The organism is Micromonospora sp. NPDC049004 (assembly GCF_040649315.1).
In the GTDB taxonomy this organism is placed as follows: Bacteria; Actinomycetota; Actinomycetes; order Mycobacteriales; family Micromonosporaceae; genus Micromonospora.
This window is the reverse complement of sequence record NZ_JBEZFG010000003.1, coordinates 92,867-111,489: the sequence shown is the minus strand read 5'-3', so window position 1 is coordinate 111,489 and position 18,623 is coordinate 92,867. Positions and strand designations below refer to the sequence as shown.

Below are 18,623 nucleotides of genomic sequence, written 5' to 3'. Positions count from 1 at the left end.
GTGACCATGGTCGACAACACCACGAACGCGGCGACGTACGACGGGCCGGTGGGCCGGTCCGGCAACGGCCGGGCCGCGCCCACGCCCCGGCCCGCCCCGGCGACGGCGGTGCACGACGACCCGGCCGACCTCGCCACCATCGGCGTGGAGGAGGAGTTCCACGTCGTCGACCTGCACACCCGGGAGCTGGTGCCCCGGGCCGGGGAACTGCTCGACCGGCTGCCGGCCACGTCGTTCACCGCCGAACTGCACCGCAGCGTGGTGGAGACCAACACCGAAGTCTGTCGCACCCTGGACGAGATCCGCGCCGAGCTGACCCGGCTGCGCCAGTCGGCGGTCCAGGTCGCCGACCGGGCCGGACTGGGCATCGTGGCGGCCGGCACGGTGCCGCTGCGCGCCGACGGCGACCCGAGCGTCACCCCCACCTCGCGCTACCGACGGATGCTCGACGAGTACCAGATGCTCGCCCGGGAACAGCTGATCTGCGGCGCGCAGGTGCACGTCGGTGTCTCGGACCGGGACCTGGCGGTGGCCGTCACCCGGCGGGTGCAGCCGTGGCTGCCGGTGCTGCTCGCCCTGTCCACCAGCTCGCCGTACTGGATGGGTCAGGACAGCGGCTACGCCAGCGTCCGGTCGCTGGTCTGGCAACGCTGGCCCACGGCCGGCGACCCGGGCGAGGTGACCAGCGCGGCCGACCACGAGGCCCTCGTAGCCGAGCTGATCTCCTCGGAGACCATCACCGACCCCGCCATGATCTACTTCGATGTCCGGCCGTCCGCGCACGTGCCCACCGTGGAGCTGCGCATCACCGACGCCAACGCCGACGTGGAGACGATCGTCCTGCTCACCGGGCTGTTCCGGGCGCTGGTGCGCCGGGAGGTAGCCGCCCTGCGCGCCGGAGTAGAACGCACCGCCGTCCGCCCGCCGGTGCTGCGCGCCGCCGTGTGGCGGGCCGCCCGCTCCGGGCTGGAGGGCGACCTGCTCGACCTGCCCCGCTCGGCGCGGCCGGTGCCGGCCGCCGAGGCGGTCGGCCGCCTGGTGACCGACCTGCGCCCGCAGTTGGAGGCGACAGGCGACGCCGAGCAGGTCCGCGAGCTGACCCGGTACGCGCTGGAGCGCGGCAGCTCCGCGGCGCGGCAGCGACGGGCGTACGAGCGGCGGGGCCGGCTGGCCGACGTGGTCGACCTGCTGCTCGACGAGACGCGGGGCCGGGCGGCGCGTACGCCCCTGCCCGGTGTGCCGCCACCGCCCGCGCTGTCCGCGTACGCCGACGCGGGCGACGAGGTCTTCGGCCCGGACGGGCCGGAGCCGACGTTCCGGCCGCTGCTCGCCGCCCTGCGCACCCTCGGCGCCGCCGGCCTGCGCCAACGTGAGCACGACCGGGACGAGGAGCAGCGCGCCCGGGGCGTGACCTTCAGCGTGGCCGGTGAGGCCAGCACCCGGCTCTTCCCGGTCGACCTGGTGCCCCGGGTCGTGCCCGCCGACGACTGGCGGGCGCTGCGCGCCGGCCTGGTGCAGCGCGCCCGCGCGCTGGACGCGTTCCTGCGCGACGTGTACGCCGACCGGGCGGTGGTCGCCGACGGGGTCGTCCCGGCCTGGGTGGTGGAGTCCTCGCCGGGTCTGCGTCCGACCGGCGCGTTGATGAGCCGGCGCGGCGCGCGGGCCCAGGTGTCCGGAACCGATCTCGTCCGTGACCCGGACGGCGGCTGGTACGTGCTGGAGGACAACCTCCGGGTGCCCTCGGGCATCGGTTACGCCGTGCAGAACCGGCGGCTCACCCGTGCGGTGCTGCCCGAGCTGCCGGTGCCCGACGACCTGCTGCCCGCCGACGAGACACCCGCGATGCTGCGCCGGGCGCTGCTCGCCGCCGCCCCCGCCGCCGCCGACGACCCCGCAGTGGTGGTGCTCAGCAGCGGCCCGGGCGACCCGGCCTGGTTCGAGCACCGGCTGCTCGCCGACGAGATGGGCGTGCCGCTGGCCGAGAGCGGCGACCTGCTGGTGTCCGACGGCCGCGTCCATCTGGTCTCCGAGGGCCGCCGCAGCCAGGTCGACGTGCTCTACCTGCGGATGGACGAGGACGCGTTGCTGCACGCCCCGGGCGCCGACGGCGTGCCGCTGGGCTGGCCGCTGCTGGCGGCGGTGCACGCCGGGCGGCTCACGCTTGCCAACGCGCTGGGCAACGGCGTCGGCGACGACAAGGCGTTGTATGCGTACGTGCCCCGGCTCGTCGAGTACTACCTGGGGGAGAAGGCGCTGCTCGGCGACGTGCCGACGTACCTGTGCGGGCTGCCCGAGCAGCGGGCCGAGGTGCTGGGCCGGCTCGACGAGCTGGTGCTCAAGCCTGTCGACGGGTACGGCGGCGACCGCGTGGTGATCGGCCCCCGCGCCGAGGCCGAGGAGCTGGACGCCGTCCGGGAGCAGATCCTCGCCGCGCCGCACCGGTGGATCGCCCAGGAGGTGGTCGCTCTCACCACCCACCCGGTCTTCGACGGTACGGCGCTCGCGCCGCGTCACGTCGACCTGCGGGCCTTCGTGTTCCTCGGTGAGACGGCCGAGGTGGCCCCGGTGGCGCTGACCCGGGTCGCGCCGGCCGGCAGCATGATCGTCAACTCCTCGCGGGGCGGCGGGTCGAAGGACACCTGGCTGCTCGGCGGAACCGATCAGCCCCCGGCGTAACTCACGCTTGATGAAGATGACATCGGGACGCAACCCGGTCCGCCAAGCCTGGACCGGTCAGCGGCCCGAGCGGACCGAGCCGATGAGAGGTGTGTGCCATGTGCGGTATCGGAGGCGAATTCCGCCTCGACGGGGCGCCACCGGATCTGGCGGCGCTGGAACGGATGCTGCCCGTCCTGTCCTCCCGCGGCCCGGACGGCGAGGGACGGTGGCAGCACGGCCCGGCGGCGCTGGTGCACCGCCGGCTGCGCATCATCGACCTGTCCGACGCCGGCGCCCAGCCGATGGTCGATCCCGAGTTGGGCCTCGCCCTGGTCTTCAACGGGTGTATCTACAACTACCGGGAGCTGCGCGACGAGCTGACCACCGCCGGCTACTCCTTCCGGTCCACCTCGGACACCGAGGTGATCCTCAAGGCGTACCACAGGTGGGGGACGGCCTGCGTCGAGCGGTTCTACGGGATGTTCGCGTTCGCCCTTGTCGACATGGCCACGAACACGCTGGTGCTGGCCCGCGACCGGCTCGGCATCAAGCCCCTCTACCTGGCCGAGACGCCCGGCCGGATCCGCTTCGCCTCGACCCTGCCGGCGCTGCTCGCCGCCGGTGACGTGGACACCGACCTCGACCCGGTGGCGCTGCACCACTACATGAGCTTCCACTCGGTGGTGCCACCACCGCGCACCATCCTGGCCGGCGTCCGCAAGCTGCCCCCGGCCACCGTGCGGGTGATCACCGGCGACGGCCGCAGCACCGACACCGTCTACTGGCGGCCGGAGTTCACCCGCGCCGCCGCCCCGGTCATGTCCGCCGGGGAATGGCAGGAACGGATCATGGCGGCGCTGCGCACCGCCGTACGCCGGCGGATGGTCGCCGACGTGCCGGTCGGTGTGCTGCTCTCCGGCGGCCTGGACTCCAGCCTGATCGTCGCCCTGCTCGCCGAGCAGGGCCAGACCGGCCTCGCCACCTTCAGCATCGGCTTCGAGGCGGCTGCGGGGGAGAGCGGCGACGAGTTCCACTACTCCGATCTGGTGGCCCGCGAGTACGACACCGACCACCACCAGATCCGCATCGGCGCGGCCCGGTTCGTGCCGGCCGTGCACGAGGCCATCGCGGCGATGAGCGAGCCGATGGTCAGCCACGACTGCGTGGCGTTCCACCTGCTCTCCGAGGAGGTCTCGCAGCGCATCACAGTGGTGCAGTCCGGGCAGGGCGCCGACGAGATCTTCGCCGGCTACGACTGGTACCCGCCGATGGCCAACGCGGCCCGCGCAGACGCCGTCGAGGCGTACGCCCGGGTGTTCTTCGATCGTCGCCACGACGCGCTCGCCGGGCACCTGGCGCCGGAGTGGATGCTCGACCACGACGCGAGCCTGGAGTTCGTCACCGCCCACTTCGGCACGCCGGGCGCGGACACCGCGCTCGACGCGGCGCTGCGCCAGGACAGCCTGGTGATGCTCGTCGACGACCCGGTCAAGCGGGTCGACAACATGACGATGGCGTGGGGGCTGGAGGCCCGGGTGCCGTTCCTCGACCACGAGGTCGTCGAGCTGGCCGCCGCCTGCCCACCGGCGCTCAAGCTCGCCCAGGGCGGCAAGGGCGTGCTGAAGGCCGCGAGCCGGGGCATCGTGCCCGACGAGGTGATCGACCGGCCGAAGGGCTACTTCCCGGTGCCCGCGATCCGGCACCTGTCCGGCCCGCTGCTCGACGACGTCCGGGACGCGCTGACCGCACGACCGGCGCGCGAGCGCGGCCTGTTCCGCAAGGACTACCTGGAGGAGTTGCTGGAGGCGCCGAACGCCCGGCGGACCACGCTGGGCTCCAACGCGCTCTGGCAGCTCGGGCTGCTGGAGCTCTGGTTGCAGCGGATCGGGGTTTAGATGAGCGTACGGATGGAGGTGCCGCGCCGGGTCCGTCCCGTACGGCACCGGCCGGCGGTGGCCCCGCCTCCCGGCGAGGACTTCGCGCCCGCGCCGTCACCGGACGGCCGACGGGTGGCGTACCTGTCCGACCGGGCCGGAACCCCTGCCGTCTGGGTCCGCGACGTCGACGCGGGCGAGGCCGTCGCGCTGCCCAGCGGCGACGAACCGGTCCTGGCGGTGAGCTGGTCCCCGGACGGGCGATGGCTGGCGTGCGTCGTCGCGCCCGGCGGCGCCCCCCGCACCGAGCTGTGGGTGCTGAGCCCCGACGGCACGCAGCGCCGCCAGGTCGCCGGGTTCGGCCGCCGCAGCGCCGCCCTGGCCGGTTGGCTGCCCGGCGGCGCGCTGCTGGCGGTCACCGAGACCGCCGAGCGGGGTGCCGCAGTGCTCGTCGACGCCGACAGCGGGCACCGGCGGGTGCTCGCCGAGGGCGACCTGCTCACCCTCCTGGACGTCAGCCCGGACGGCGGGTCGGCCCTGCTGCGACGCGGTCCGCGAAACGCCCGCTGGCTCGAACTGCTGGACGTGGCCACCGGCGACCGGGTACGCCTGCTGCCGGACACCGGTCGGGGCAGCACCGACCAGGGCTGGTTCGGCCCCGACGGGACGAGCGTGCTGGCGCGTACCGACGCGTTCGCGGAGCTGGCCGCACTGGTGCGCGTCGACCTCGCGCGCCCGGATCGGGCCCCGACGCGGCTCGCGGCGCGTCCGGACGCCGAGCTGGAACACGTCGCGCTCAGCGCCGACCGGCGCCGCGCCGCGCTGTCGTGGAACACCTACGGCGGGCGCAGCGAGTTGAGTCTGCTGGATCTCGCCAGCGGCGTGCAGCGGGCCGTCGCCGCCCCGGGCGAGGTGCTCGACGGCGCGGTCTTCGCCGCCGACGGCGGCCTGCTCTGCGTCACCGCGCAGGGGCCGGTGCAGCCGCGGGAGGTCTGGCTGGTCGACCCGGTGACCGGCACACCCCGTCCGCTGCGGCCGGACACCGGCGCCGCCCGTACGGGGGACAGCGGTGTCGCCCCGCAGCTCGTCGACCTGCGCGCCCGCGACGGGTTGCCGCTGTCCGGCTGGCTGTACCGCCCGCCCGGCCCGGGTCCCTGGCCGACGGCGATCAGCCTGCACGGTGGCCCGGAGGCGCAGGAGCGTCCCGGCTACAACCCGCTGTTCCAGGCCCTCGTCGCGCAGGGCGTCGCCGTGTTCGCGCCCAACGTGCGGGGCTCGTCGGGCTTCGGCCGCACCTTCGTCGCCGCCGACAACCTCGCCGGCCGCTACGGGGCCATCGCCGACGTGGCGGCGTGCGCCGACCACCTGATCGACAGCGGTGTCGCGATCCCGGGCCGGCTCGGCTGCCTGGGCCGCTCCTACGGCGGCTACCTGGTCCTCGCGGTGCTGGTGAACTTCCCGGGGCTGTTCGCCGCGGGTGTGGCCGAGTGCGGCATCTCCGATTTCCGCACGTTCTACGCCGGCACCGAGCCGTGGATCGCCGCCGCCGCCGTCAGCAAGTACGGCGACCCGGTGCGCGACGCCGACCTGCTGCGGGACCTGTCCCCGATGACCCGCATCGACCAGCTCGACGTGCCGCTGCTGCTCATCCACGGCGCCAACGACACCAACGTGCCGGCCGGCGAGTCGGCCCAGGTGGCGCAGGCCCTCGCCGCGCGGGACGTCCCGCACGGGCACCTCGTGCTCACCGGGGAGGGGCACGACTTCCTGGCCCGCGACAACGCCGAGGCGGCGCGTACGGCCACCACCGCCTGGCTCACCCGGCACCTCGCCGTGACGGCGGCCACCCTCGGCTGAGGCGTTATCCTGCGCCGGTGGACGTCACGGCGCAGGGTGAGCGGCTGGCCGCCGACCTGGGCCGGTGGCTGGCCGACGTGACCTTCGTCGACCTGGACGTCGACGAGGTGACCGCGCTGATCATCGACGCGGTGGCGCGGTGGGGGCAGGAGCACCGCTGGCGGGTCTACCGGCGCGCACCCAGCGTCGTGCCGCTGCCGCCGCCCATGCACCAGCGGCACTCCGTCCTCGACGTGGCGTGCGCCCGACCGGACGGCCCACCGGTGGTGATCGAGGTCGACCACACCGACCGGGCGCGTACGGTGCAGAAACTCGCCGCCGAGGCCGGCGCCGGCCGGATCCCGATCTGGGTGCGCTGGGGCGTGGGCCGCTTCACCGCGCCGCCACCGCCGGTGCGGATGGTGATCGTCGAGGTGACCCGCCGCGCCGGGCCGGCCGGGCGCGGACGTCTGCACAGCCGCACCGGCGACCGGCCCGCGCCGGCGCACTCGTCAGGCGGCGGCACGGCGGCCCCGCAGGCGCTGCCGATCCCGCTGACCGACCCGCTTTAAGGCCCCGCTTCCGGCCCCGCTTTCGGCCCCTCGCAAGGGGACCTGAAGCGAATCGTAAGCGGGGTTCGGCAGAGTTCTGGGTGTCACCGGAGCACACGACACACACCCAGGAGATTCCGATGCGCAAGCTCATCAACTCGACCTACCTCACCCTCGACGGCGTCATCGAGAACCCGATGTGGACCGCGCCCTACTTCGACGAGGAGGCCGCCGCCTTCGCCGGCTCGCAGACCGAGGACGCCGACGCGCTGCTGATGGGCCGGGCCACCTACGACGGCTTCTCCCAGGCCTGGCCGACGATGGACGAGAGCGACCCGAGCACCGGCGCCGCGTTCTTCAACAACGTCAAGAAGTACGTCGCCTCGACCACCCTCACCAACCCCACCTGGAACAACACGGAGGTGCTCCAGGGGGACCTGGTCGAGGCGGTCGCGAAGCTCAAGGCCCAGGACGGCAAGGACATCGTCCAGTACGGCTACGGCTCGGTCACCGCGCAGCTGGTCAAGGCGGGCCTGATCGACGAGGTCCGGTTCTGGATCCACCCGGTGCTGGAGGGCGGCGCCAGCCTGAGCACCCCGCTCACCGACGTGAAGGCGACGTTCGAGCTGATCGACACCCGGGTGCACAAGAGCGGCGTGATCATCGCCTCGTACCGGCCGAAGTCGGCGAGCTGAGCTGCTGAGCGGCGCTCAGAGCTGGGCCCGGGCCTCGCCCGGGCTCAGCTTCGCGCCCTCGGCGGCCAGCGCGTCGAACCGTTCCCGGCCGAGCGCGGCGAGCACCCGTTCGGTCACCCGGTCGGTGTCGTCGCGCTCGGCGGGCGCGGCCGGAGTGCCGGCGGCCTGCCGGGCGGCGGCCGCGGCGCCGAGCAGCCGGGCCGCGACCTCGGGCGAACGCACCGCCGACGCCATCCCTTCCAGTGGGCCGAGAGCATCGCGTGCGGTGGCCATCGCCTCGGCGACGTCGAACGCCTCGAGGTGCAGGGCCAGCGCGGCGGCGGGGTCGCCGCTCTGCTCGAGGGCGTAACCCAGCTCGACGAGGACCATCGGCAGGTAGAGCGCCGGCTGGGCCTCGCTGCGCCCCTTCTCGGCGAGGCGGGTGAGGTGGGTGGTGGCCAGGTCGAGCTTGCCGTCGCGGCGGGCGGCGAAGCCCAGGCCGAGCTCGGCGAAGACGATCGCGCTCGGCGAGCCCTGTTCCACCGCCAGCTGGTACGCGCGCTCGGCCAGCTCCCGGGCCTGCGCGTAGTCGCGGGTCTGCACCGCGAGCCAGGCCAGCCAGGACAGCTTGCCGCCCACGTGCGGCCACAGCCCCAGCTCCTCGGCCCAGCGCAGCCCTTCGCGGTGCAGGGCCGCCGCGCGTTCGTACTCACCGCGGATCTCGGCCAGCCCACCCACCCAGTCGCTCGCCTGCAGGCGGCCCCACCGGTCGTCCACCTCGGCGAACAGCGCGGTGCTGCGCGTCGCCGCGCTCTCCAACGCGGCCAGGTCACCGCCGGCGTGCGCGATCATGGCCCGGGAGCTGAGCACCGCGGCCTCGGTCCACGGATCGGTGGCGGCGGTGGGCAGCAGCTCCGACGCCAGCGGCAGGTCGCTGCGCTCGAGCACCGCGTTCGCGGCGAACCAGACGGCTCGGGCGTCGGTGACACCCGCGAGGGTGGCGCGCACCTCGGCCGCTGGGATCTGCTCGCCCTGCAACAGCGCGAAACCGGTCCGCCAGGCTGCGGCGCGGCTCTCCTGCGTCGGGTCGCCCGGCGTCGCGAGGGCCCGCCGCGCCTCGGTGAGCCGGCCCCGCAGGTACCAGTACCAGCTCAGCGCGACGGCCAGCCGTAACCCGCCGCCGTGCGCCAGCGCCGCGCGCAGGTTCACCGTCTCCGCGTCGAGCAGCGCCAGCCACCGCTGCTGCTCGGGGCCGCGCAGCTGCGGGTCGGCCTGCTCAGCCAGGTCGGTGTAGTACGCGGCGTGCCGCGCCCGGGTGTCGTCGGCGTCGTTCAGGTGGTCCAGGCAGAACGCGGCGACCGACTCGAGCAGCCGGTAACGGGGGCCGGCGCCGGTGTCGTCCAGCACCACCAGCGACCGGTCCACCAGGCGGGCCAGTGTGTCGAGGTCGGTCCGGCAGACGACCTCGGCCGCCTCCGGGGTGCAGCCGTCGCCGAACACCGCGAGCCGGGCCAGCACCGCGCGGTCGCCGTCGTCGAGCAGGTCCCAGCTCCAGCCGATCACCGCGGTCAGCGTCCGCTGTCGCGCCGGCACGTCACGCTGCTGCGTGGTGAGCAGCCGGAACCGGTCGTCGAGCCGGTCCACCACACCCCGCAGGCCGAGCGCGCGGACGCGGGTCGCGGCCAGCTCCAACGCCAGCGGCAGGCCGTCCAGGCGACGGCAGAGCTGCGCGACCGCCGCCGCGGTGTGCTCGTCGAGACGAAAGCCGCGGTGCTGGGCGGCGGCGCGGGCGGCGAACAGCCGGGCCGCCGCCGAGCGCCGGACCGCGTCCGGGTCGCTGTCCGAGGGCAACGACAGCGGGGGTACCTCCCAGAGCAGCTCCCCGGTCAGGCCGAGCGGCTCCCGGCTGGTGGCCAGCACGCGCACCCCGGGCGCGTCGCGCAGCAGCCGGGCCACCAGCGCGGCGACCGGCTCGATGACGTGTTCGCAGTTGTCCAGCACCAGGAGCAGGTGCCGCGACCGCAGCGCCGCGAGGAGTCGGTCGGTGGCCGACAGGCTCGTGCCGGCGGCCTCGCGCACGTCCAGCGCGCCGAGCACCTGCTCGGCGACGCCCGGGTCGCCGGCCGGCAGTGGTGCCAGCTCGACCAGCAGAACGCCGTCCGGAAAGGACTGGGCGCGGGCGCTCTCGGTGGCCAGTCGGGTCTTGCCGACGCCGCCCGGCCCGATCAGCGTGACCAGGCGCTGCGCGGGTAGCAGGGTCCGCAGCTCGGTCAGCGCCTCGGCCCGGCCGACCAGCTCGTCGAGCTGGGCCGGCAGGCTGTTGCGGATGATCGCGGCCTTGGGTGGCGCGCTCAGGCCGGCGTCCTGTTCGAGGATCCTGCGGTGCAGGGCGACCAGTTCGGGGCCGGGGTCGAGGCCCAGCTCGTCGGCGAGCCGGTCCCGCAGGTCGGCGTAGCTGTCCAGCGCTTCGGACTGGCGACCGGCGGCGTACAGCGCGCGCAGGTGCACAGCCCGCAGGCCCTCGCGCAGCGGGTGTCGGGCGACCAGTTCGGCCAGGTCGGCCGCGACGAGGTCGTGCTCACCCCGGGCCACCCGGGCCTCGGCGAGCCGCTCGTGCACGGCGAGGCGCTGCTCGGCGAGTCGGGTCGCCTCGGCGCGGACGAACTCGGCGTCGGCCACGTCGGCGTACGCCTCGCCCCGCCACAGCCCGAGCGCCTCGGTCAACACGTCGACGTCGGTGTGCCGGGCCAGCTCGGCGAACCGGTCGGCGTCGACCGTGTAGGCCCGCAGCAGGTAGCCGGGAGCGCGGGACTCGACCAGGTCGCGGGCGCCCGGCTCGGCGTCGTTGAGCGCCTTGCGCAGTTGCGACACCCGCACCTGGAGGGCGCCGGCGGGGTTGGCGGGGAAGTCGTCACCCCACAGGTCGTCGATGAGCCGGTCGGCGGAGACGACCTGGTTGCGGTTGGTCAGCAGGTCGGCCAGGAGGGCGCGCACCTTGGCGCCGGGCACCACCACCGGCTCGCCGGCGTCCGTGGTGACGGCGAGCGGCCCGAGCACCCCGAACTGCACGGCGGACATCCTATCGCCGGTAAGGCGACCTGAAGCAGACCGTAAGCGGGCCGGCGCACCGTGTGGGCATGGAGATCTATCACGAGACACACGGCAGTGACGAGGGCCGGCCGCTGGTGCTCATCCACGGCGCGCTCTCGGGTATCGGCACCTCGTTCGGCACGATCCTGCCGTTGCTGGCGAAGTCGCGGCGGGTGATCGCCGTGGAGTTGCAGGCGCACGGCCACACCCCGGACGTCGACCGTCCGCTGACGGTGGAGCACTTCGCCGCCGACGTGGTCGAGTTGCTGGACCGGCTGGGTGCCGAGCGGGCGGACGTGTTCGGCTGGAGCATGGGCGCTGCGGTGGCGCTGCGCCTGGGCACCGACCACGCCGAGCGGGTCGGGCGGCTGGTCCTCGCCTCGGTGAGCTTCGAGGACGACGGCCTGCACCCCGGGCTGCTCGACGGGATCCAGGATCTGCGGCCGGAGCACCTGCACGGCTCGGAGTTCCACGAGGAGTACCTGCGCACCGCGCCGGACCCGGCGGGCTGGGCCAACCTGGTCACCAAGATGAAGGTGCTGGACGCGAACCTGCCGCGCTGGACGCCCGAGCAGATCAAGGCCCTGGCCGCGCCCGCCATGATCGTGCTGGCCGACTCGGACATCGTCCAGCCCGAGCACGCGGTGCTGATGTTCCGGCTGCTCGGGGGCGGGGTGCCCGGCGACCTGACCGGTCTGCCGGCCTGCCGGCTGGCCATCCTGCCGGGCACCACCCACACCACGATCCCGCAGCGCGCCGAGTGGCTGGCGCCGATGATCGACGAGTTCCTGACCGAGGCCAGCTCGCAACGCTAGAGCGCGCTCACTTCCGCACCCCGCCCCACAAGGTCGATCATGGACTTGTGGTGGCCATTCTGGCGGCAAATGTCTGTCTCGTGCACCACCACAACTCCATGATCGACGGGTCGGGGAGGGCTATCGCTCTTCGGGGGAGCGTCGGAGTCGCAGCCAGCTGCGGCGGGGGGTATCTGGGGATGGAGAGTGGAGGACGGCGGACGTTCGGGTCGCGCCCCTTTGCTCTGCTTCAACCCACGCAACAGTTTGGGTCTCCCGGTGTTGCGCGGGTTGAAGCAGAGCAAAGGGCGCGATGGGCAGGTGCCATCCACTAGCTGCTGCCGTGACATCAGGGGCGAAAGCCGCGTGCCGGCCCGCCCAGAAGCGCAAGACCGTGGGAGTGGGCGGGTCAGGTCTGGTCGGGGGCAATGAGTCGATAGGCAGGCTGCTCGGCGGGCTGGCGCGATGATCGACGAGTTCCTGAGCGACGTGTGACACCAGCGCCGGAGTGGCTACTTCTCGAGAAGCAGCGCTTCGGCGCCCACCGGTCGGAAGCCGGCCGCCTGGAAGGCACGCACGCTGCGCGCGTTGCCGGCGGCCTGCTGCGCCCAGACCGGCTGGCCGTCGGGCACCAGGTGCCGGGCTGCCGTCGCCAGCGCCCGGCCCAGGCCCCGGTGGCGAACGTTCTCGTCGACCTCGATCGCCGCCTCCCAGCGACCCGCCACGCCACGGCCGAGGACTACCACGCCGCCCTCGGCCGCCCAGACGCGCACGTCGTCGCGACGCCTGCGCGCCCTGGCCTCGCGGGGGTGATCGGTGTCGGTCAGCTCGCGCAGCGCCAGCGGGGGCGCTCCGGCGAGCGGGGCGGCGACGGTCAGCAGGTCGATGGTGTCCGTCGACCGTCCGGTGCGGTCGAGCAGCGCAGCCAGGAAGCGCGGATTCATCGTGGCTGCCAGCGAGTCGCAGTCGAGGGCGGCCAGGGTGCGGCGGACCCAGTCGGGGTCCTCGTCGGTGAACACCACGGAGTGGGCGGTGAACGCGATGACTCCGGCGTCCCGGGGGCTGTGCTGCGGCACGATGGTGGTCCCGCCGTCCGGGGGAGGGAAGTGCCCGCGTGCTGCCGCGTCCAGGACGTCGGCCAACGTGCCACCCACGATCGTCGCCTCCTCGGGTTGAGAGCCACCGTCCATTCTCGCCGGCCCGGCCCGAAGTTCGCCGCCCTGTGGTCATGGCGTGGGGCCGCCGGAGCGGGTAGAAACACCAGAGAGCGCTCTCACGCCCCAGCTGCGCCGGGAGTACCACCCGGTCGCGGAGAGGACGAACCACATGACAACCCCGTCCCGACGTACCCTCCTGCTCGCCCTTCTGGTCACCACCGCCCTCGCGGCGAGCGGCACCCCTGCCACCGCCGGCCGCCCGACGCACGGCGCACCCGACTTCGGGCCGAACGTGACGATCTTCGACCCGACCATGCCGGTCGGCGAGATCCAGCAGACCCTCGACGCCGCGCACGCCCGCCAGGTCGACAACGAGATGGGCACCGAGCGGCACGCCTACCTGTTCAAGCCGGGCGCGTACGGCACTGCCGAACAGCCGTTGCAGGCCAAGGTCGGCTACTACACCGAGGTCGCCGGCCTGGGCGCGTCGCCCACCGACGTCGCCGTCAACGGCAAGATCGAGGTCTACAACCGCTGCCTGGCCGACGGCGGCACCGGCAACTGCCTCGCGCTTGTCAACTTCTGGCGCACCCTGTCCAACCTCTCGCTCACCGTCAACGCCGCCGGCCAGGACGGCTGCCGGTCGACGGCGAACTTCTGGGCGGTGTCCCAGGCGGTCTCGATGCGCCGGCTGAACATCACCGGCGGCGGGCTGTCCCTGATGGACTACTGCACGGCCGGCCCGCAGTTCGCCAGCGGCGGCTTCATCGCCGACTCGCGGCTGCCGGCCACCACCAACGGGTCCCAGCAGCAGTGGCTCACCCGCAACAGCGAGGTCGCCGGGTGGTCCAACGCGGTGTGGAACCAGGTCTTCGCGGGCGTCGAGGGCGCACCTGACGACGCCACGTTCCCGGACCCGCCGTACACCACCCTCGACACCACGCCGGTGAGCCGGGAGAAGCCGTACCTGTTCGTCGACGGCAAGGGCCGCTACAACGTGCGGGTGCCGTCGGCGCAGCGCGACAGCCGGGGCGTCTCGTGGGCCGACGGCCTGACCCCCGGGCGGACCATCGGGATCGACGACTTCTTCATCGCCAAGCCGTCCGACCCGGTGCAGGTGATCAACAGTCAGCTCGCACGCGGCAAGCACCTGCTGCTCACCCCCGGCGTGTACGACATCGCCCGCAGCATCGAGATCCGCCGGGCCAACACGGTGGTGCTCGGCATCGGCCACGCCACCCTTACCGCGGTCAACGGCGCCGTCCCGCTGGACGTCGCAGGAGTGCCCGGCGTGATCGTCGCCGGCGTCACGATCGACGCCGGCACCGTCGAGTCGCCGGTCCTGCTGCGGGTGGGCCGTCAGCACGGCCGCGACGCCAGCAGCCCGGCCAACCCGACGACGCTGTCCGACGTGTACTTCCGCGTCGGCGGCCCGCACATCGGCCGGACCAACACGGCGCTGGAGGTCAACAGCGACAACGTGCTCATCGACCACACCTGGGTGTGGCGCGGCGACCACGGCGTCGAGGGCTTCACCGAGGGCGTCAACGGCGACACCGACCGCTGGCGCACCAACACCGGCCGCTACGGCGCTGTCATCAACGGCGACCACGTGACGGCCACCGGCCTGTTCGTCGAGCACTTCCAGCGCTACAACACCGTCTGGAACGGCGAGCACGGCACCACGATCCTCTACCAGAACGAGCTGCCGTACGACCCGCCGACGCAGGCTGACTGGATGAACGGCCCGGTCGAGGGCTACGCCGGCTACAAGGTCGGGGACCGGGTGCGCCACCACGACCTCTACGGCGGCGGGGTGTACGTCTTCAACCAGAACAACCCGTCGATCCACACCGAGAACGGGTTCGAGGTGCCGAACCGGCCGGGTGTGCGGCTGCACCACATCATGACCGTCAACCTCAGCGCGGGCACCATCGACCACGTGGTCAACGGTGTCGGCGACGCGGCCGACACGACGAAGGTCGGCGTGCCGGTCTACATCGCGCAGTACCCGGCGTCGTAACGCTTCCGGGCGTACCACCGAAAGGGCCGGCGCCGGTGTGCGGCGCCGGCCCTCCGCGTGTGCCCGACCGTGACGCTCGGTTCCTTCCGATCCCCTGACTTACATTTTCATCGATCAGTCGCACTCTTGCGGGACGGCATCCACTGCTGCCACGATGGCCGTCAATGCCTTCCGTCCCGAAGGAGTGGTCCCCATGGCGGTCTCCCGCCGCAGGTTCGTCACGTCCGTGTTGGCGGGCTCCGCCCTCGCCGCCGCCTCCACCACCGAGCTGCTCACCACCCTCGCCAGCCCCGCGTCCGCCGCCAGCCCGGTCGGGGACGTGGTGGGCAAGGTGACGGTCGGCTACCAGGGCTGGTTCAGCGCTCCCGGCGACTCCGCGCCCATCGGCGGCTGGTGGCACTGGAGCCGCGACCGCTTCCAGCCGCCGTCGCCGTCCAACACCACGATCGTGTCGTGGCCGGACATGCGCGAGTACACGCGCAGCTATCCCACCGCGTACCCCAACCTCGGCAACGGTTCGCCGGCCACCCTCTTCTCCTCCTACGACCAGCAGACGGTGGACACCCACTTCCGCTGGATGCAGGAGTACGGCTGCGACACAGCGGCGCTGCAACGGTTCAACCCGACCGGCGACGAGGGGCCGACGCGCGACGCGATGACGCAGAAGGTCCGCTCGGCGGCCGAGCGCTACGGCCGCAAGTTCTACATCATGTACGACGTCACCGACTGGCTGACGATGCAGACGGACATCAAGACCGACTGGACGACGAAGATGTCCGCGCACACGTCGTCGAGTGCGTACGCCCGCCAGAACGGCAAGCCCGTCGTCTGCATCTGGGGGTTCGGCTTCAGCGAGCCCAGCCGGCCGTTCACCCCGGGGCCGTGCCTGGAGGTCGTCAACTGGTTCAAGGCGCAGGGCTGCTACGTCATCGGTGGCGTGCCCACCTGGTGGCGGCAGGGCATCGAGGACTCCCGCGCCGGCTTCCTCGACGTCTACCACGCGTTCCACGCGATCTCGCCGTGGATGGTCTACCGGGCCAGGACGGTGGAGGAGCTCGACTCGTACTACAACAACGTCAACGTCGGCGACATGGCCGACTGCGCGGCGCGCGGCATCGACTACCTGCCCTGCGTGATGCCCGGCGACCTGGCCGGTGGGCACCGCAAGCACGGCGACTTCTACTGGCGGCACATCTACAACATGGTCCGGCTCGGCTCGCAGGGCCTGTACGTGTCCATGTTCGACGAGTACAACGAGGGCAACCAGATCGCCAAGACGTCCGAGACCCAGGCCACCACCCCGGCCGGCGCGAACATCCGCGCCCTGGACGAGGACGGCGTCGCCTGCTCGTCGGACTACTACCTGCGCATCACCGGCGACGGCGGCCGGATGCTCAAGGGTCAGCTCGCGCTCACCGCCGTACGCCCGACGCCGCCGACGCTCGGCACCCCGCCGCCGGCCACCGGGAACCTGGCCGCCGGCCGGTCCACCTCGGCGAGCAGCCAGAACGGCCCGTTCCCGGCGTCGAACGCGGTGGACTCCGACGCCGGCACCTACTGGGAGAGCGGCGGTGGCTCGTTCCCGCACTGGTGGCAGGTCGACCTCGGCGCCAGCTACCCGGTCAACAAGCTCGTGGTGCGGCTGCCCGCCGGCTGGGGCGCGCGGACTCAGACCATCACCGTGCTGGGCAGCGTCGACGGCAGCTCCTTCTCGACCATCGCCGGGGCCTCCGCGTTCGCCTTCGACCCGGCGACGGGCAACACCGTCACGCGCACGCTGACGACCACCACGGCCCGCTACGTCCGGCTGAGCATCGCCGGCAACACCGGCTGGGCGGCGGGCCAGCTCTCCCAGGTCGAGGTGTACGCCGCCAGCGGCACCACGGACAACCCGCCGACCGCCCCGAGCGGCCTCACGGTGACCGGCCGGACGGCGAGCAGCGTGTCCCTGGCCTGGACGGCATCGACCGACGACAACGGCGTGACCGGCTACCAGGTGCGCCAGGGCGGCTCAGTGGTCAGCACTGTCACGGGCACCACGGCGACCGTGAGCGGGCTCGCCGCGTCCACCGCGTACACCTTCACGGTCGTGGCACGCGACGCCGGCGGCAACACCTCGGCGGCGTCGAACGCTGTCACCGCCACCACCGACGCCCCGGCCAACGCCGACCTGGCCCGGGGGCGGTCCACCAGCGAGAGCAGCCACGTGCAGAGCTACGGCTCGGGCAACGTGGTCGACGGCGACGCGAACAGCTACTGGGAGAGCGCCAACAACGCCTTCCCCCAGTGGGTGCAGGTCGACCTGGGCGCGACGCGCACGGTCGGGCGGGTGGTGCTCAAGCTGCCGCCGTCGTCGGCCTGGGCGACCCGCACGCAGACCCTCGCCGTGGCGGGCAGCGCCGACGGGGGCAGCTTCGGCACGCTGGTTTCCTCGGCGGGGCGGACGTTCGACCCGTCGACGGGCAACCAGGTGTCGTTGACGTTCAGTGCCGCGCAGGCTCGCTATGTGCGGATCACGGTGACCGGTAACAGCGGCTGGCCGGCCGGGCAACTGGCGGCGCTGGAGGTGTACGCCAGCTGACCGGACGTGGGGCGGCCGCCGGACGCCGACCGGCGGCCGCCTCCACCCGGCGAACCGGCGCAAGCGGCACCTCGCTAAGGCCCAGGTCATCCACCGAGCAGATCAACACACTTGAGCTGGAGTTAGGCATCGCCTGGAGTGAGGGACGCTTGCCCGATTGGCTAACGTTCCCCTAGGTAGCGGCGAGCGAGGCGTCTGATCATGGCCGCACCGATGGCGGAGGCGTGGTAGCTCGCGCCTTGATGTGACCGGCTTCCCGCTCGGGAATATCTGCCGGACCATGGCCTCCGATACCCAACGACACGTCACTGCGCCGGGCGCGAAGTACAACCACCCGCCGCGTACCCACCGCTCTGCGGGGCGGCTCAGGCCTTACCGTCTCCAGTCGGAGGTTCCCCTGCTTCCGGCTCACCGACGTTGTTGGGAGCCTCGTCGGCCTCTTCCTCCGCCGTGCTCGGACCGACCAGCGTCGCCTCCGACCAGAGCCGCTCGTACTCGTCCCGCAGTGACTCCCGAGCCGGAGATGGGATCGGGGTCATGACTGTTGTTGTCCGACCGATGCCGTTGAGCGAGGTGCCGACCGTGAGCACGTCCCCGTCGTCTGCGATGAGCACCCGATCGTGCAGCCCTTTCGACGATCGGACCTCGACCGGCCGGGCAAGGCTCTGGCTGTCAAGGTAAGCCTCCATGGACGCGACTACGCCACGGTTGTTGGCCTTTCCATTTACTATCAGTCGCGTGAGCTGGGTGCTAACCACAATGGTGTGCAGATCCGCCAACTTCAGGTACGGATCGACTAGTAACCCGCTCCCGGCCGCGGCGAACTGCCCGACGACGATCGGGTAGGCGAGTGGATCCTCTCGCCCGAGGACAACGACGCTCACGTCCTCGTCGCTCTCCTCGTCGGTTTCGGCGTTACGGAGCAGCGCGCGGCCTAGGTCGGTAAGTCGAAGCCCGGGATCCTCCGCCTGAGGTGCCGGGACCTCCTCCAGCCAGGTAAGACGCACGAGGTGCTCGACCACCGACTCGGCCGGCTTCACAAGCTCCCGCTCGGTGACGTAGCGTGCCTGGTTGCCTATGCCGAGCTGCCCTATCTGCATCGCGAACGCGCTGAAGATCTCCTGCATCGGCCGCAGGCGTTCCGCGAGGAGAGACGCGAGCATTCGGTTGCCCGCGGTGCTCACTTCGAAGGGCGGCACCACGCGTTCAACAGCCGGGCCAACATCCCGACGAACGGTCCGGTAGACAGCCAATGTTGGGTTGCGGTTGTTCCGCCAGAGCATCACCTGCGTCCCAGTTGGCTTGTAAAAGTTCCGGTTGCAGGCGCCAACGAAGGCAAGCACCTCGTACTGTGCGTCTGAGAGGATGTCCACCAGCGGATGCTA

At 72.6% G+C, this 18,623-nt stretch carries 11 protein-coding genes; 8 read left to right on the top strand and 3 right to left on the bottom strand.

Annotation, left to right across the window (positions count from 1 at the left end; genetic code table 11):
• The first annotated feature begins 6 nt into the window (after positions 1 to 6).
• The 5 genes from AB0B97_RS10065 (at position 7) to AB0B97_RS10045 (ending at position 7,614) form a co-directional block, all read left to right on the top strand.
• Positions 7 to 2,676: a carboxylate--amine ligase/circularly permuted type 2 ATP-grasp protein gene (locus tag AB0B97_RS10065; protein WP_357493416.1), complete on the top strand. Its 2,670-nt coding sequence runs from the start codon at positions 7 to 9 to the stop codon at positions 2,674 to 2,676.
• Between the two features lie 98 nt (positions 2,677 to 2,774).
• Entirely contained in the window at positions 2,775 to 4,553 is a 1,779-nt protein-coding gene (locus tag AB0B97_RS10060) for an N-acetylglutaminylglutamine amidotransferase (RefSeq protein ID WP_234583762.1), read from the top strand.
• Positions 4,554 to 6,389: a prolyl oligopeptidase family serine peptidase gene (locus tag AB0B97_RS10055; RefSeq protein WP_357492296.1), complete on the top strand. Its 1,836-nt coding sequence runs from the start codon at positions 4,554 to 4,556 to the stop codon at positions 6,387 to 6,389.
• A 17-nt stretch (positions 6,390 to 6,406) separates the two neighbouring features.
• The gene (locus AB0B97_RS10050; RefSeq protein ID WP_357492294.1) at positions 6,407 to 6,940 is read left to right on the top strand and encodes a hypothetical protein; all 534 of its coding nucleotides are present in this window, start codon (positions 6,407 to 6,409) and stop codon (positions 6,938 to 6,940) included.
• 119 nt (positions 6,941 to 7,059) lie between these two features.
• Positions 7,060 to 7,614, top strand: a complete 555-nt coding sequence (locus AB0B97_RS10045; RefSeq protein ID WP_357410352.1) for a dihydrofolate reductase family protein — start codon at positions 7,060 to 7,062, stop codon at positions 7,612 to 7,614.
• Between the two features lie 15 nt (positions 7,615 to 7,629).
• Here AB0B97_RS10045 and AB0B97_RS10040 read toward each other — a convergent pair whose 3' ends face one another.
• Entirely contained in the window at positions 7,630 to 10,671 is a 3,042-nt protein-coding gene (locus AB0B97_RS10040; protein ID WP_357492292.1) for a BTAD domain-containing putative transcriptional regulator, read from the bottom strand.
• Between the two features lie 59 nt (positions 10,672 to 10,730).
• Here AB0B97_RS10040 and AB0B97_RS10035 point away from each other — a divergent pair, with 59 nt between their 5' ends.
• Entirely contained in the window at positions 10,731 to 11,498 is a 768-nt protein-coding gene (locus AB0B97_RS10035; RefSeq protein WP_357492290.1) for an alpha/beta hydrolase, read from the top strand.
• 491 nt (positions 11,499 to 11,989) lie between these two features.
• Here AB0B97_RS10035 and AB0B97_RS10030 read toward each other — a convergent pair whose 3' ends face one another.
• Positions 11,990 to 12,631 carry a GNAT family N-acetyltransferase gene (locus tag AB0B97_RS10030; RefSeq protein ID WP_357492288.1) on the bottom strand — a complete coding sequence of 214 codons (642 nt, stop codon included), beginning with the start codon at positions 12,629 to 12,631 and terminating at the stop codon, positions 11,990 to 11,992.
• 172 nt (positions 12,632 to 12,803) lie between these two features.
• On the opposite strand from AB0B97_RS10030, the gene AB0B97_RS10025 reads away from it, so the two are divergent.
• Positions 12,804 to 14,657 (top strand): adenylyl cyclase, encoded by a 1,854-nt coding sequence (locus AB0B97_RS10025; RefSeq protein WP_357492286.1) that lies wholly within the window; start codon positions 12,804 to 12,806, stop codon positions 14,655 to 14,657.
• Positions 14,658 to 14,850: 193 nt separating this feature from the next.
• Positions 14,851 to 17,238, top strand: coding sequence for a discoidin domain-containing protein (locus AB0B97_RS10020; RefSeq protein ID WP_357492284.1), 2,388 nt, complete (start codon positions 14,851 to 14,853; stop codon positions 17,236 to 17,238).
• A gap of 365 nt (positions 17,239 to 17,603) precedes the next feature.
• On the opposite strand, the gene AB0B97_RS10015 is transcribed toward AB0B97_RS10020, so the two are convergent.
• Positions 17,604 to 18,611, bottom strand: a complete 1,008-nt coding sequence (locus AB0B97_RS10015; protein WP_357492282.1) for a hypothetical protein — start codon at positions 18,609 to 18,611, stop codon at positions 17,604 to 17,606.
• Between the last annotated feature and the right edge of the window lie 12 nt (positions 18,612 to 18,623).